This window comes from Mesorhizobium sp. 43Arga (genome assembly GCF_053714255.1).
The window spans coordinates 16,443-31,449 of record NZ_JBSKBO010000005.1; the positions used below are offsets into that span (position 1 = coordinate 16,443).

Annotated in this window: 11 protein-coding genes; 6 read left to right on the forward strand and 5 right to left on the reverse strand. The window is 64.3% G+C overall.

Annotation, left to right across the window (positions count from 1 at the left end):
• Window position 1 precedes the first annotated feature (1 nt).
• Together ACWGS8_RS18245 and ACWGS8_RS18250 are read left to right on the forward strand one after the other, a co-directional pair.
• On the forward strand, window positions 2-1,057 hold the full coding sequence (locus ACWGS8_RS18245) for a Gfo/Idh/MocA family protein (RefSeq protein ID WP_454582230.1): 1,056 nt from the start codon (window positions 2-4) through the stop codon (window positions 1,055-1,057).
• Window positions 1,058-1,073: 16 nt separating this feature from the next.
• A complete protein-coding gene (locus ACWGS8_RS18250) occupies window positions 1,074-2,072 on the forward strand; it encodes an ABC transporter ATP-binding protein (protein ID WP_454582231.1) in 999 nt (332 codons plus the stop codon).
• A gap of 69 nt (window positions 2,073-2,141) precedes the next feature.
• Here the strand turns inward: ACWGS8_RS18250 and ACWGS8_RS18255 are convergent, their stop codons facing one another.
• The 5 genes from ACWGS8_RS18255 to ACWGS8_RS18275 form a co-directional block, all read right to left on the reverse strand.
• Entirely contained in the window at window positions 2,142-2,987 is an 846-nt protein-coding gene (locus ACWGS8_RS18255) for a fumarylacetoacetate hydrolase family protein (RefSeq protein ID WP_454582232.1), read from the reverse strand.
• 216 nt (window positions 2,988-3,203) lie between these two features.
• On the reverse strand, window positions 3,204-3,935 hold the full coding sequence (locus tag ACWGS8_RS18260; protein ID WP_454582233.1) for an SDR family oxidoreductase: 732 nt from the start codon (window positions 3,933-3,935) through the stop codon (window positions 3,204-3,206).
• Between the two features lie 182 nt (window positions 3,936-4,117).
• Window positions 4,118-6,490, reverse strand: coding sequence for an aldehyde dehydrogenase family protein (locus tag ACWGS8_RS18265; protein WP_454582234.1), 2,373 nt, complete (start codon window positions 6,488-6,490; stop codon window positions 4,118-4,120).
• Window positions 6,491-6,557: 67 nt separating this feature from the next.
• Window positions 6,558-7,604, reverse strand: coding sequence for a deoxyribose-phosphate aldolase (gene deoC / locus ACWGS8_RS18270; RefSeq protein ID WP_454582235.1), 1,047 nt, complete (start codon window positions 7,602-7,604; stop codon window positions 6,558-6,560).
• A gap of 189 nt (window positions 7,605-7,793) precedes the next feature.
• Complete coding sequence (locus ACWGS8_RS18275) at window positions 7,794-8,621, reverse strand: ferredoxin--NADP reductase (protein WP_454582236.1); 828 nt, start codon at window positions 8,619-8,621, stop codon at window positions 7,794-7,796.
• A 220-nt stretch (window positions 8,622-8,841) separates the two neighbouring features.
• On the opposite strand from ACWGS8_RS18275, the gene ACWGS8_RS18280 reads away from it, so the two are divergent.
• The 4 genes from ACWGS8_RS18280 (at window position 8,842) to ACWGS8_RS18295 (ending at window position 14,885) form a co-directional block, all read left to right on the forward strand.
• Entirely contained in the window at window positions 8,842-10,926 is a 2,085-nt protein-coding gene (locus tag ACWGS8_RS18280; protein ID WP_454582237.1) for a hydantoinase/oxoprolinase family protein, read from the forward strand.
• 16 nt (window positions 10,927-10,942) lie between these two features.
• Entirely contained in the window at window positions 10,943-12,685 is a 1,743-nt protein-coding gene (locus tag ACWGS8_RS18285) for a hydantoinase B/oxoprolinase family protein (protein ID WP_454582644.1), read from the forward strand.
• Between the two features lie 123 nt (window positions 12,686-12,808).
• Complete coding sequence (locus ACWGS8_RS18290; protein WP_454582238.1) at window positions 12,809-13,576, forward strand: ABC transporter substrate-binding protein; 768 nt, start codon at window positions 12,809-12,811, stop codon at window positions 13,574-13,576.
• Between the two features lie 178 nt (window positions 13,577-13,754).
• Complete coding sequence (locus ACWGS8_RS18295; RefSeq protein WP_454582239.1) at window positions 13,755-14,885, forward strand: aminomethyltransferase family protein; 1,131 nt, start codon at window positions 13,755-13,757, stop codon at window positions 14,883-14,885.
• Window positions 14,886-15,007 lie beyond the last annotated feature (122 nt).

The following is a 15,007-nucleotide window of genomic DNA, read 5'->3' on the forward strand; positions in this document are numbered from 1 at the left end:
AATGGCTCAACCCCTTCGCGTAATCGTCGCCGGGCTCGGCAATATGGGCCGCAGCCACGCGCTGGCCTATCACACCAATCGTGGCTTCGAGATCGCAGCACTCGTCAACCGCTCCGACGTGCCGTTGCCGGACGGGCTGTCGGGCTACGGCATCAGGCGTTCCTTTGACGAGGCGCTGCGCGAGGAAAAGCCCGATGTCGCCTGCATCGCCACCTATTCCGACAGCCATGCCGACTATGCGGTCAGGGCGTTCGAGGCCGGCTGCCACGTCTTCGTCGAAAAGCCGCTGGCAACCACGGTGGCCGATGCCAAACGCGTTGTCGCGGCCGCCAAGGCCAACGGCAGGAAACTGGTGATCGGCTACATCTTGCGCCACCACCCGTCCTGGGTTCGGCTGATCGCCGAGGCGCGCAAGCTCGGCGGCCCCTATGTCTTCCGCATGAACCTCAATCAGCAATCCTCAGGCCATACCTGGGAGACGCACAAGCAGCTGATGCAGACGACGTCGCCTATCGTCGACTGCGGCGTGCACTATCTCGACGTCATGCTGCAGATCACCGACGCGAAGCCGGTCGAGGTGCGCGGCATGGGCGTGCGGCTGACGCAGGAGGTGGCGCCGACGATGTACAATTACGGCCACCTGCAGGTGCTGTTCGATGACGGTTCGGTCGGCTGGTATGAAGCCGGCTGGGGGCCGATGATTTCCGAAACCGCCTTCTTCGTGAAGGACGTCATGTCGCCGAATGGTTGCGTGTCGATCGTCATGAAGGAAGGCGTCAAGTCCGATGACATCGACACCCACACCAAGACCTCGACCATCCGCCTGCACAGTGCGGCGACCGGCCCGGACGGCAAATTCGCCAGGCAAGACGAGATGCTGTCCATGGCCGGCGAACCCGGCCACCAGGACCTCTGCGACCTCGAACAGGCCTTCGTGCTGAAGGCGATCCGCGAGGATCTGGACCTGACCCGCCACATGGACGACGCGGTGAAGTCGCTCGCCGTCTGCCTTGCCGCCGACGAGAGCGTGCGCAGCGGCGCAGCCGTCAAACTCTAAAGCTAGGAACAACATTGTGGGCTCGCTGAAGATCGAGAATGTGAAGAAGGCCTTCGGGCCGGTCGAGGTGCTGAAGGGCATCAACCTCGAAGTGACCGATGGCGAGTTCGTCGTCTTCGTCGGCCCGTCTGGCTGCGGCAAGTCGACCTTGCTCAGGGTCATCGCCGGGCTGGAGGATTCGACCTCGGGCCGCGTGGTCATCGATGGTCAGGATGTCTCCGTCACGCCACCGGCCAAGCGCGGCATCGCCATGGTCTTCCAGACCTATGCGCTCTATCCGCATCTGACGGTGAAGAACAATATGGGCCTCGGCCTGAAGCAGGCCGGCACGCCGGCGGCCGAGATCGATCGCCGCATCGGCATCGCTTCGTCCATGCTGTCGCTGGAGCCCTATCTCGAAAGGCGACCGGCCGAACTCTCCGGCGGCCAGCGCCAGCGCGTCGCCATCGGCCGCGCCGTGGTGCGCGAGCCGAAACTGTTTCTCTTTGACGAGCCCTTGTCGAACCTCGATGCGGCACTGCGCGTCAACACCCGGCTTGAGATCGCGCAGCTGCACCGCCGGCTGAAGGCAACGATGATCTACGTCACCCATGACCAGGTCGAGGCGATGACGCTGGCCGACAAGATCGTCGTGCTCAACGCCGGCCGCATCGAGCAGATCGGCGGTCCGATGGAGCTCTACAATGCGCCGGCAAACGAATTCGTCGCCGGCTTCATCGGTTCGCCGAAGATGAATTTCATCGACGGTGCGCGTCTCGGCGAGACGGCCAAGACCATCGGCGTGCGGCCGGAACATCTGACCGTCGACACCAAGTCAGGCGCCTGGAAGGGCACGGTGGTGCATGCCGAGCATCTCGGCGCCGACACCAATCTCTATCTCGATTGCGAGAAGGCCGGGCTGATAACGGTGCGCATCTTCGGCGTGTACGACGCGGAGCCGGGCGCGACGCTCTACGCGACGCCGGATCCGGCGAAGACGTATAGGTTTGGTGCGGATGGGAAAGTGCTGAAGTAGATACGACGGCGCGTGTTCTTTCCTCTCCCTCCGATCGACGGGGGAGAGGAACGAACGGAGAAGCCGTGCCTACACGTCAGCCTTGAACGTCTGCTTCTGCTGGCCCAGGCCTTCGATGCCCAGTTCCACCACGTCGCCGGCCCTGAGGAACACCGGCGGCTTCATGCCCAGGCCCACGCCGGGCGGGGTACCCGTCGAAATAATGTCGCCCGGATGCAGCGACATGAACTGGCTGAGATACGACACCAGATATTTGACGCCGTAGACCATGGTCTTGGTCGAACCGTTCTGCATGGTCTTGCCATTGACGGTCAGCCACATCTTCAGGTTCTGCGGGTCGGCAACCTCGTCCTTGGTCACCAGCCACGGGCCGGTCGGGCCGAACGTGTCGCAGCTCTTGCCCTTGGTCCACTGGCCCTGGCGCTCGGCCTGGAAGGCACGCTCGGACACGTCATGCGCGACGGCATAGCCGGCGACATAATCCAGCGCGTCGGCTTCGCTGACATACTTTGCCGTCTTGCCGATGACCACGGCGAGCTCGACTTCCCAGTCGGTCTTTTCAGAGCCGCGCGGGATCAGCACGTCGTCGTCCGGACCGACAATGGCCGAGCTCGCCTTCATGAAGATGATCGGCTCCGGCGGCACGGTAGCGCCGGTTTCGGCGGCGTGGTCGGAGTAGTTGAGGCCGATGCAGATGAATTTTCCGGTGCCGGCGACGCAGGCGCCGAGGCGGGGCTTGCCGGAAACCACCGGCAGCGACTTCGGATCGAGCTTTGACAGCATCTCCAGCGAGGCCGGATGAAGCGTGGTACCGGCAATGTCGGCGACATGGGCGGAGAGATCGCGGATCGTTCCATCCGCATCGAGCAGGCCGGGACGTTCGCTCCCCACCTCGCCATAGCGCAGCAGTTTCATCTAAATCCTTCTCCTGGTTGCGGCCTCGCGGCCTTTTGCAAACTCTCCGCCGAGGCGATGGCTCCCGAGGAGCCGGGCGGACCGTACCCATCGACCTCATCCCGGGCAAGCGCGGACAGCTGTCGGGCGGGCCGGCGCGCTGGATTTTCAGACTTCCCGAGCCTCGGCAAAAATGGGGCGGAACCCGATCCTCCTGCTGGCGCCTGATCTCTGCGGTCAGATCGACCAGCCGCCGTCGATATTATAGGCCTGCCCGGACGTGTAGGTCGCGCCGGCCAGATAGACGGCGAGATCGGCGATTTCCTCCGGCGTGCCGAGCCGGCCCATCGGCTGGCGGGCGATGAAGGCGGCGCGGGCGGCTTCGTAGTCGCCTTGCGCATGCATGCGGTCCTGCAGCGACGGGCTCTCGACCGTGCCTGGGCATATGGCGTTGCAGCGTATGCCTTTTCCGACATAGTCGGCGGCAATCGCCTTGGTCAGGCCGATGACGGCGGCCTTGGTGACGCCATAGGCAAAGCGGTTCGGCACGCCTTTGCCGGCGCCGGCAACCGAGGACATGTTGACGATCGATCCGTCGCCGCGCTCCAGCATGCCGGGCAGCACGGCCCTGATGGTGCGGATCATGGCGCGGACATTGAGGTTGAAGGCGAAATCGAGATCGGCATCCTTCATCTCCAGGATCGAGCCGGCATGGACGAAGCCGGCACAGTTGAACAGCACGTCGACGCGGCCGATCTCGGCGAAGGCGGTGTTGACCGCATCATCGTTCAGCACATCGAGCTTGCGGGTCTTGATCCCGGGCGTCTTGGCGAGTTCGGCGAGAAGCGTCTCGTTGATGTCGGTGGCGTGGACGGTGGCTCCAGTCTTGGCGAAGGCCAGGGCGCTTGCCTTGCCGATGCCTTGCGCCGCTGCCGTGATGACAACGACCTTGCCTGCCAGATCCGCCATGCTGTTTTCCTCGCCTGCTTGGGTCAACTGCCCTTATCGGCGGCTGGCGACGGCGTCATGTGCCAGCCAGGCGCTATCGTGCAGCCTGTCCCAGTTCACTGATAAAGATGTTTTTTCTCGTTAAAGAACATATGTCCGGGCGTCAAGCCCGAACACGATCACCATTGCAACACGCCGGAATGTCAGTCGCCGTAAGGCACCCAGACATTCTTCACCTCGATGGCGCGGCGCAGGAAAGCATCGCCGGCCGCCTCGTCGGATGCCCAGTCGAGGCTGCGGCCATTGCCGCTCCAGACGCGCTTGAGGTTGCCGATGGACTCGGCTTCCGCCTTGGCGCAGGTCTCGGCATCGGCGAACACCCAGAGCCCGTCGACATCGTCATGCTTGGCCAGCACGCCGGCGAGTTCGGCGCTGCGGCCGGTGACGATGTTGATGGCGCCGGCCGGAACGTCGGAATATTCGATCACCTGATAGAGATCCGTGGCGAGCAGCGGATAGCGTTCCGAAGGCACCGCGACCACGGCGTTGCCCATGGCGAGCGCCGGCGCGACCAGCGAGATCAGCCCGAGCAGCGGTGCGGCGTCCGGCGCGACGATGCCGACGACGCCGACCGGCTCATGCAGCGCCAGCGTCACCGCGCGGGCCGGCGGCTGGTGCACACGCCCCTCGAACTTGTCGGCAAGACCGGCATAGAGAAACAGCCGTTCGATCGATTGATTCACTTCTTCCCCCGCCGCTTTCGGCGTTGCCCCGGTCAGTTCGGTGAGACGGGCGACGAATTCGGCGGCGCGGCCGGAAAGGTTCTCGGCCAGGTAATACAGCACCTGGGAGCGGTTATAGGCGGTCGCCTCGGGCCAACCCTTGCAGCCGCGCGCGGCCGCGACGGCGTCACGGATGTCCTTGCGGTTACCAAAGCCGACTTCACCGGCCAGCTTGCCCTTGGCGGTGGCGACAGCCAGCGAATAATTGCCGTCCGGCCGCACCTGCTTGCCGCCGATGAACAGTTTTGCCGTGCGGTCGATGGCCGCGCCATCAGCCTGCTCGACGGGCTGCGCCGAGGCCGTCGCCGGCTTGATGACCGGTCCGAGCGGCAGTTTTGCCGCGAGATATTCGAACATGCCTTCGCGCCCGCCCTCACGGCCGAAGCCGCTTTCGCGGTAGCCGCCAAAACCACAGGCGGCGTCGAACATGTTGGTGCCGTTGACCCAGACGACGCCGGCCTTCAACTGCGGCGCGACATGGAGCGCGAGGTTGACGTTCTCGCTCCACACGCTCGCCGCGAGGCCATAGCGCGTGTTGTTGGCAAGCTCGATCGCTTCCTCGGTGTTGCGGAAGGTCATGGTCGCCAGCACCGGGCCGAACACCTCTTCCTGCGCCAGGATATTTGCCGGCGAAACGCCGGTGGCGAGCGTCGGCAGATGGTAATAGCCGGAAGACGGCAGCGCGGCATCCGGCTGCCAGCAGACGGCTCCCTGCTTCGCGCCTTCGGCGACCAGGCCCTTGACGCGGTCGAGCTGCGTCAGGTCGACCAGCGGGCCGATATCGGTGTTCTTGTCGAGCGGGCTGCCGACGCGCAGACGGCTCATCCGCGTCTTGACCTTGGCGATCAGGGCTTCGGCGATGCCTTCCTGCACCAGGAGCCGCGAACCGGCGCAGCAGACCTGGCCCTGGTTGAACCAGATGCCGTCGACCAGACCTTCCACGGCGCTGTCGAGATCGGCGTCCTCGAAGACGATGAAGGCCGATTTGCCGCCGAGCTCCAGCGACAGTTTTTTGCCCAATCCGGCAGTGGCTTTCCGGATGATCTTGCCGACTTCGGACGAGCCGGTGAAGGCGATCTTCTGGATGCCGGGATGGCCGACGATGGCCGCGCCAGCTTCCGGTCCGCCCTGCACAATGTTGACGACGCCCTTCGGCACGCCGGCACGTTCGCAGATTTCGGCGAACAGGATGGCGGTGAGCGGCGTGAATTCGGCAGGCTTCAGCACCACCGTACAGCCGGCGGCCAGTGCCGGCGCGATCTTCCAGGCCAGCATCAGCAGCGGGAAATTCCACGGGATGATCTGGCCGACGACGCCGACCCCCTTGTGGCCGGGAAAATCCTTGTCCAGCGCCTGCGCCCAGCCGGCGTGATGGATGAAATGGCGGATCGCCAGGGGCACGTCGATGTCACGGCTTTCGCGGATAGGCTTGCCGTTGTCGATCGATTCCAGCACCGCGAACAGACGCTGATGCCGCTGCATGGCGCGGCCGATGGCGTAGAGCACTTTTGCCCTGGTGTAGCCTGAACTGGCGCTCCATTTCGGCAGCGCCTTGGTGGCGGCCGCAACCGCCGCGTCGATATCGGCGGCACTGGCGTCGGAGACCTTGGCCAGCAGCTTGCCGGAAGACGGCTCGCTGGTGTCGAAGGTCTTGCCGCCGGTCGCGGCCTTCCAGCCGCCGTCGATGAACAGCGCCTTGCCGAAATCGCGCGCGGCAAGCCACGCATCGGCCTCGTTGCGGGCTTCCGGCGCCGGGCCGTACTCCATGGCGTGATAGCGGTCGAGAATATTCATGGGGGTGCCTCCTTCACCTTTCCCCTCGCGGGAAGGGTCGATCGGCCGGGCCGATCGGGGTGGGTGCTCAAGCCATTGCGTGGCGGTGATTGGCCGAATAGTGACCGGTCAGATGATGCTCGAGCTGCCGTTCGATGTCGGTCAAAAGGCTCGAGGCGCCGAAGCGGAACAGCTCCGGCTCCAGCCATGGCCGGCCGAGCTCTTCCTTCATCAGCACCAGCCAGTCGAGCGAGGCTTTCGCCGTGGATATGCCGCCGGCCGGCTTGAAGCCGATGAGATACCCGGTTTCCTCGAAATAGGCCCTGATGGCGCGCACCATGGCGAGGCCAACAGGCAACGTCGCATTGACGCTTTCTTTGCCAGTCGAGGTCTTGATGAAATCGGCGCCCGCCATCATTGCCACCATCGAGGCCAGCATGACGTTGCGCAAAGTGGCGAGGTCGCCGGTGCCGAGAATGACCTTCAGATGCGCGTCACCGCAGGCGGCGCGCATCGAGACGATCTCGTTGTAGAGCTCCCGCCATTTGGCGCCGAATACCAGCCCGCGCGGAATGACGACATCGATCTCGTCGGCGCCGTCGCGCACCGAGGCCTCGATTTCCTGCAGCCGGGTCGATAGGGGTGCCAGGCCATGCGGAAAGGCGGTGGAGACGGCGGCGACATGGATACCGGTGCCGCGCACGGCATCGACCGCCGCGGCGACGAAGGGATGATAGACGCAGACGGCAGCAGGCCGGATGGTTTCGCCCGCAATGCCGAGGCCTTCGACGATGTCACGGCGGAACGGGTTGATCGCCTTGGCGCAGAGCCGGCGCACGCGCTCCTCGGTGTCGTTGGAATTCAGCGTCGTCAAATCCATGCAGGCGACGGCGCGCAGCAGCCATGCCGCCTGGTTGTCGGCCTTGATCGAGCGCCGCTTGGTCAGGCTGGCGACGCGCCGTTCCAGCGCCGAGCGGTTGACGCTGCGCACCGACTCCATGAAGCCGAGGTCAAGTTTCATGCCGGGATTGCGCGCGATGCGATGGTCCAGCGCTGCGGGGGTGTTGGCGGCGGCACGCGCCGGCAGGGGCGTCACCTTGGTGCCAAGATCGGCTTCGCGGATTGTGCTGCTCATCTCCTGCCCTTTCATTCAGCGACTTTGCGCTTATGTCTTGGTGCGCGTCGTTTTCCCGGCACGCACAAAGATAGCCCGTGAAGTCACGCTTCACGAGTCCTCAAGCGAGGGATAGCTGAAAAAGGCCGCAAAAGCAGCTAGTTTTTGACCGCATGGTCAAAATGCAGGGTTTGAGGTTCGGCGTCCGGCTCAGCCGACGAAGGCGCGCTCGACGACGAAAGTCGCGGGATGGCTGAGCGAGCCTTCCTGGAAGCCGAGGCTTTCTGCGAGTTCCTTGACGTCCTTGAGCATATGCATCGACCCGCAGATCATGATGCGGTCCGTTTCAGGATTGAGCTTCTCGATGCCGAGATCGGCGTAGAATTTGCCCGAGCCGATCAGCGCGGTGATGCGGCCCATGCGGGCCGATCCTTCGCGGGTCGTCGAATTGTAGAGCGTGACGCGCCCAGTGGTCAGTTCGCCGATCAGCGGGTCACTTTCAAGCGCCGCCACCAATTCCTGCCCGTAGGTCAGCTCGGCGTTGTCGCGGCAGGTATGGGTCAGGATCAGCTGGTCGAATTTCTCATAGGTGTCGGGGTCGCGCAGCAGGCTGGCGAAGGGCGCGATGCCGGTGCCGGTCGAGATCATGAACAGCCGCTTGGCCGGGGTCAGCGCGTCGACCACCAGCGTGCCGGTCGACTTCTGGCGCATGATGACGGTGTCGCCGACCTGGATCTTCTGCAGTTCCGAGGTCAGCGGGCCGTCCGGCACCTTGATCGAGAAGAATTCCAGCTCCTCGTCCCAGGCCGGGCTCGCCACCGAATAAGCGCGGAACACCGGCTTCTCGGCATTGGGCAGGCCGATCATGACGAATTCGCCGGAGCGGAAGCGCAGCGACTGCGGACGGGTGACGCGGAACGAGAACAGCCGGTCGGTGTAGTGCTTCACCGAAACGACGGTTTCGGCATAGACATTGGCCGGAATAGGAAACTGCAGCGGGCGGGCGCCGGCGGTGTTGAAGGCGGATGTGGTGTTCATCAAATCCAACTTTCTGGCCCAACCTGGGACGCGGGCGCCAAACCTTTTCCTGCGCGCCCGGACCGTTCAGGTCCCGGCGTGCTGCTCGCACACTCCAAAGCGGTAAGCTCTTGTGTCCGGAATTTATTAGTATACAAACGATATTTGCGTCAAGATACCGCCGCGAAACACCTTTCCAAACTGTGCCATATACGTAGTCCCAGCATTTCGGGTTTCGACAATGAAAGAGAATTTTTCGGTGCAGCCGCCGGATTCCCTGGGCAGCGTCGTGGCCGGCATCGATGTCGGCGGGACCTTCACCGACCTGCTTTTGATCGACGGCAAGCACGGCGGCAAGGTGCATATCGCCAAGACCCCGACGACGGTCGACAACCAGGCCTTCGGGGTGGTTTCGGCACTTGGCGCCACCGGATTTGCCATCGACGGCATCGACCTCATCGTGCATGGCACGACCACCACCACCAATGCCGTGCTCGAACGCCGGTTGGCCAGGACCGGCATGATCACCACGCGCGGCTTTCGCGACGTGATCGAGCTTGGCAGGCGCACGCGGCCGCAACCCTATGGCATGACCGGCACTTTCGTTCCCGTCATCCCGCGCAATCTCAGGCTCGAAGTGTCGGAGCGCGTCGAGGCTTCCGGTTCTGTGCGCGCACCGCTCGACGAGGCCGGGATGCGCGAGGCGGTGAAGGCGCTGATCGCGGCGGGCTGCGAATCCCTCGTCATCCATTTCCTGCATTCCTATGCCAATCCGGCGCATGAGCGGCGCGCCGCCGAGATCGCCGCGGAACTCTGGCCGAACGGCCACATCACCACGGGCCATGCGCTGCTGTCGGAAGCGCGCGAATTCGAGCGTGGGGTGACGGCTTCCGTCAACGCTTCGGTGCAGCCGATTCTCGAACGCTATGTCGAGCGGCTGCGCAAGGAATTGGCCGCCAAAGGTTATGCCCGCGACTTCCTGATCATGAACGGCAATGGCGGCATGATCTCGGCCCGCTTCGTCACACGTGAATCGGCCAAGACCGTGATGTCCGGCCCGGCCTCGGGCGTCATCGCCGCCGCCTATACGGGCAAGCGCGCCGGCTTCGAAAACCTGGTCACCTACGACATGGGCGGCACCTCGACCGACGTGGCGCTGATCCGCAACGCCGAGCCGGCGGTCTCCAACGAGATCGAGATCGAATACGCCATGCCCATCCATGTGCCGATGGTGGCGGTGCATACTGTCGGCGCCGGCGGTGGGTCGATCGCCCGCGTCGATGCGGCCGGCCTCATCCAGATCGGTCCCGAAAGCGCCGGCGCCAATCCCGGCCCGATCTGCTATGGCCGCGGCGGCCTCGAGCCGACCATCACCGACGCCAATCTGGTGCTCGGCCGGCTGGCGCCGAAGAAACTGCTGGCGGTCGAAAACCCGGTCACATCAGAGCGCGTGACCGGCATTTTCGAAGACAGGATCGGCAAGGCGACCGGACTGTCGGGAGTCGAAGCGGCGGGCGCTGTGCTGCGGCTCGGCAACATGAAGATGGCCGGCGCCATCCGCATGGTCTCGGTGTCGCGCGGCCACGACCCGCGCGATTTCGCGCTGTTCGCCTTCGGCGGAGCCGGCCCGCTGCATGCGACCGCGCTGGCGCGCGAGCTCGGCCTGCCCCGTGTGTTGGTGCCGGCCCGCCCCGGCATCACCAACGCGCTCGGCTGCGTCGTCGCCGATCTGCGCCATGACTTCGTCAACACCATCAACCAGCCGGTTGCCGTGCTTGACGAAATCCAGCTTCACCAAGTATTGGAACGGCACCGAAACGAAGGCGAGGCGCTGATCGGCAAGGAAGCGGTGAAGCCGGAGACGATCCGCGTCACCCACTCCGCCGACATGCAGTTCGTCGGCCAGACCCACATCATCAACGTGCCGCTGCCGTCCTCGTCGGTGACCCGGCAGGACCTGCAGGCGCTGTTCGAGAAAGCCTATTTCGCCCGCTTCAAGGTCGAGCTGCCGGAAATCCGCGCCAACCTGGTCAACCTCAACACTTCCGTCACCGGCGTGCGCCCGGCGATCGACCTGTCGCGCCTTATCGACCCGGCCGGACGCGCGAAAACGCTGGACGAGGCGCGGCGCGAGATCCGGCCGGTCTGGTATGCCGGCCGGTGGCACGACACGCCGGTGTATGCGCGCGAAAAGCTGCCGCTCGATGCCGTCATCGAAGGGCCGGCGATCCTCGAACAGATGGATGCGACCACCGTGCTCGAACCGGGCGACCGCGCAAGGTCGGACGCCGACGGCAACATCATCATCGACATTGGCGAGGCCTGAGATGCCTGACATTGATATGGCAAAGCTCGACGCCATCACGCTTTCGGTCCTCCAGGCGGCCTTGCAGCAGGTCTGCGACGAGATGGACCTGACATTCTCCCGCGCTGCCTTCTCGCCGGTCATTGCGGAAGCCAACGACCGTTCCGACGGCATCTATTCGGCCGTCGACGGCTCGCTGATCGCACAGGGAAGCCAGGGCCTGCCGGTGTTCGTCGGCGTCATGCAATATTCGACGAAAACAGTGATCGAGATGATCGCCGACGGCCGTTGCCTCGCCCCTGAGCCCGGCGACATCTACATCGTCAACGACCCCTATCTCGGCGGCACGCATCTGATGGATGTGCGCTTCGCCATGCCGGTCTACCGGGACGGCAAGATCTTCTGCTGGCTGTCCAACACGGGCCACTGGCCCGACATTGGCGGCTCGGTGCCCGGAGGCTTCTCGGCTTCCGCCAGCGCCGTCGAGCAGGAAGGCCTGCGGCTGCCGCCGGTAAAACTGTTCAAGAAAGGCGTGCTCGACCCGGAGATCTACGCCATCATCTGCTCCAACATCCGTGTCGCCGACCAGCGCATCGGCGACATCAGGGCGCAGGCCGCCGCGCTGCTGATCGGCCAGGATCGGCTCAATGGAATCCTGGATCGTTACGGTGACGAAACTGTTGTCGAAGCGATCGCCGAACTGCGCCGCCGCGCCGCCGAGCAGATGCGCGCCAACATCGCGGCCATTCCCGACGGCACTTATCGTTCCAAGGCCTTTGTCGATTCCGACGGCGTGGTCAACGAGCCGCTGACCATCGCGCTTGCGGTGAAGAAACAAGGCGACACGCTCACCTTCGATTTCGCCGGCTCGTCCAGGCCTTGCGCCGGGCCGATGAACAGCGTGCTGGCGACGACCTTGTCCTCGGTGTATCTCGCCATGCGGCACATTTTTCCGGACGTGCCGATCAGCGCCGGCGCCTTCGAACCGTTGATCGTCAAGCGGCCGGAAGGCACCTTCCTTGATGCCAAATATCCGCGCCCCGTGTCGGGCTGCGCGGCGGAGGTCTCGCAGCGCATCGCCGAGGCGGTGTTCGCGGCGATGGTGCAGGCATTGCCTGACAAGGTGACGGCGGCGCCCGCCGGCTCCAGCGGCAATTTCGCGCTCGGCGGCAACGACCCGGCGCGCGGCCGCGACTACGTCATGTACCAGATCTCCGGTGGCGGTTATGGCGGTAATTCGGGCCATGACGGCCTGACCAATGGCTGCTCGACCATCGGCATTTCCAAATCGCCGCCGGTCGAGATCATGGAGCAGGCCTTTCCGGTGCTCTATCGCCACTATGCGCTGCGCGAAGGCTCGGGCGGCGCCGGCAAGCATCGCGGCGGTTTCGGCCTCGCCTATGAGGTCGAGATCCTGCGCGGCGATGCGCGGGCCTCCTTCGTCATGGATCACGGCCGTTTCGGCCCGCAAGGCGCGCTCGGCGGCAAGGATGGCGAGCCCAACTGCGTGACCGTCTTCCGTGGCGGGGTCGAACATGTGCCGCCGCATCTGTCCAAGGAACAGGACATCCCGCTCAAGGCCGGCGACCGCGTGCGCGTCGGTACGCCGGGCGGTGGCGGCTATGGCGATCCGCGCGAGCGCGACGCCGATCTCGTGCTTCGCGATGTGGCGCTTGGGTACTACACACAAGAGGAAGCCAGCCAAAAATTCGGCGTGGTCCTGTCAGCGGACGGTCTCACCGTTGACGGCAAGGCGACCGACGGGCAGAGCGCCGGCTAAATACCCCCACTCGCCATGGCGTAGATCGCTCACCGCGCCGTGATCGCCGCAGCGCATGTCGCTTCCGTCTCCGCCGCGCGCATGAAAGCTCGTAGACTTCTCCGGTCAACGGAGATCTGGAACATGCGTCTTTTCGGTCGTTTCGTGCTTGCCGTTTCCGTCGCCTTTGCCAGCGGCGCTGCCAGCGCCCAGGACAAGCTCAGGATCGGGACCGAAGGCGCCTATCCGCCTTTCAACTACGCCAATGCCGACGGCACGCTGGGTGGCTTCGACATCGATCTCGGCAAGGCGCTGTGCGCCGAGATGAAGGCCGAATGCGAGTTCACCGTTCAGGATTTCGACGGCTCCATCCCGGCGCTGCAGGCCGGCAAGTTCGATGCCATCATCAACATCACCATCACGCAGGAGCGGGCGCAGAAGGTCGAGTTCACCCACAAATATTACCAGACACCGCCGGCCATCGCGGTGCCGAAGGATTCGACCATCGCGGGCACCTCGCCCGACGATTTGAAAGGCAAGGTGCTCGGCGTGCAGACTGCCACCATCCACCAGAAGTTCGCCGAGCAGAAATATTCGGGCTCGACCATCAAGGCCTATCCGACCGGCGATGACGCCCGCACCGACATGGCCAATGGCCGCCTGGATGCCATGATGGACGGCTCGATCATCCTGTCCGAATGGCTGAAGAAATCAGACGGCGCCTGCTGCAAGCTGCTCGGCACGCTGACGGCCGATCCGGCCATTCACGGACCCGGCGTCGGCATCGCCTTGCAGAAGGGCAACAAGGAACTCGCCGACAAGTTCAATGCGGCGATCGATGCCTTGCGCGCCAACGGCAAATACAAGGAAATCAACGATAAATACTTCTCGTTCGACGTCTACGGCAGCTGAGACCGTTTGGAAATTCCACTCTGGCGGCCATCTGAAGGTGTTTTCTGCGCTTCCCCGTTCTACTGCGTGCAGTAGAACTGAGCTCACGGACCTGAACGTCGCTGCGCTCCGGTTCTCGAAACCACCATCATATGACTCGCCAGAGCGAATCTCGAAACGGTCTCTGGACCGCAGATACATGATGGAGACCTTCTTGGCTGAGCGGCGTTCCCCCTTCTACAGCAGCATCGTCGGATTGGGCGCGACCATGGGTCGGGTCGGCGGCGATTTCATCTCAGCCAAATATTATTCCGGCATCGCCGACGAACACCTGAACACGCGCGCAAATGTCGGCGTGCAGGACCTCAGCACCATGGGCAAGATGGACATCAAGGGGCCGGAGGCCGAGGCGCTGGTCAACCATGTCATCGTCAACGACGCGGCGGCGATGAAACCGGGCCAGGTCCGCTATTCCACGGTCTGCCGCGAGGATGGCGGCATCATGGACGACCTCACCGTGTTCCGGCTGGGGCCGGAGCATTTCATGCTGGTCACCGGCTCGGTCAACCGGCTGAAGATGCTGCCCTGGCTGCAGCATCATGCTGAGGGCCGCAAGGCCTATGTCACCGACATCACCGCCGCCATTGCCTTCCCGACCATCCAGGGCCCGCGCTCGCGCGAATTGTTGAAGGCGATGATCGGTGATGCCGACCTCGACGGTCTGAAGCGCTGGGCGTTCACATCGGGCCATATCAACGGCACGCGCGTCCTGATCTCGCGGACCGGCGTCACCGGCGAACTCGGCTTCGAACTCTTCGTGCCCGCCGACGAAGCCGCCTCCGTCTGGGATGCGCTGATGCGGGCCGGCAAGGACTTCGGCCTGAAACCCTATGGCGTGCTGGCGATGTTCACGCTCGGCTTGGAAAAGGCCTATCCTGCGCATGGCATCGACATGGACGAGACCCGCACGCCGTTCCATGTCGGCCTCGATCGTTGGATCAAGTTCGACAAGGGCGATTTCATCGGCCGCGAAGCGCTGCTCAAAATCCGCGACAAGGGCCTCGACGAGCGTTGGACGGGACTGATCCTCGACGGCGACAAAGCTGCGGCGACGGACGCCAGGGTTTTGGCCGATGGCGAGGATGCCGGCATCCTCACCTACAGCGACCACGGCTATTCCCTCGGCAAGGTGCTGGCCACTGCGCATCTGCGGCTGCCCTTCACGGCCATCGGCACCGAACTCAGCATCGACATCGACGGCAAACCGACCCGCGCGGTCGTGGCGCCGATGCCGTTCTTCGATCCTGAGGGGGTGAGGCTGCGAGGCTAGCGCGGCTTGCCTCGGCGGGCCGCATGCTTCGGTAGTTAGCCGGAACGCCCTTTGCTCCGTCATCCTCGGGTTTCCGCGACGCCGCTTCGCGGCTGCTTCGCGTGTGGATGACGAAGTCGAGG

Excerpts from the sequence above, each read along its gene's own strand:
- ACWGS8_RS18245 (WP_454582230.1), top strand. The coding sequence starts at position 2 with ATGGCTCAACCCCTTCGCGTAATCGTCGCCGGGCTCGGCAATATGGGC.
- ACWGS8_RS18290 (WP_454582238.1), top strand. The coding sequence starts at position 12,809 with ATGCGTCTTTTCGGTCGTTTCGTGCTTGCCGTTTCCGTCGCCTTTGCC.
- ACWGS8_RS18295 (WP_454582239.1), top strand. The coding sequence starts at position 13,755 with ATGATGGAGACCTTCTTGGCTGAGCGGCGTTCCCCCTTCTACAGCAGC.
- ACWGS8_RS18265 (WP_454582234.1), bottom strand. The coding sequence starts at position 6,490 with ATGAATATTCTCGACCGCTATCACGCCATGGAGTACGGCCCGGCGCCG.
- ACWGS8_RS18260 (WP_454582233.1), bottom strand. The coding sequence starts at position 3,935 with ATGGCGGATCTGGCAGGCAAGGTCGTTGTCATCACGGCAGCGGCGCAA.
- deoC (WP_454582235.1), bottom strand. The coding sequence starts at position 7,604 with ATGAGCAGCACAATCCGCGAAGCCGATCTTGGCACCAAGGTGACGCCC.
- ACWGS8_RS18275 (WP_454582236.1), bottom strand. The coding sequence starts at position 8,621 with ATGAACACCACATCCGCCTTCAACACCGCCGGCGCCCGCCCGCTGCAG.
- ACWGS8_RS18285 (WP_454582644.1), top strand. The coding sequence starts at position 10,943 with ATGGCAAAGCTCGACGCCATCACGCTTTCGGTCCTCCAGGCGGCCTTG.
- ACWGS8_RS18280 (WP_454582237.1), top strand. The coding sequence starts at position 8,842 with ATGAAAGAGAATTTTTCGGTGCAGCCGCCGGATTCCCTGGGCAGCGTC.
- ACWGS8_RS18255 (WP_454582232.1), bottom strand. The coding sequence starts at position 2,987 with ATGAAACTGCTGCGCTATGGCGAGGTGGGGAGCGAACGTCCCGGCCTG.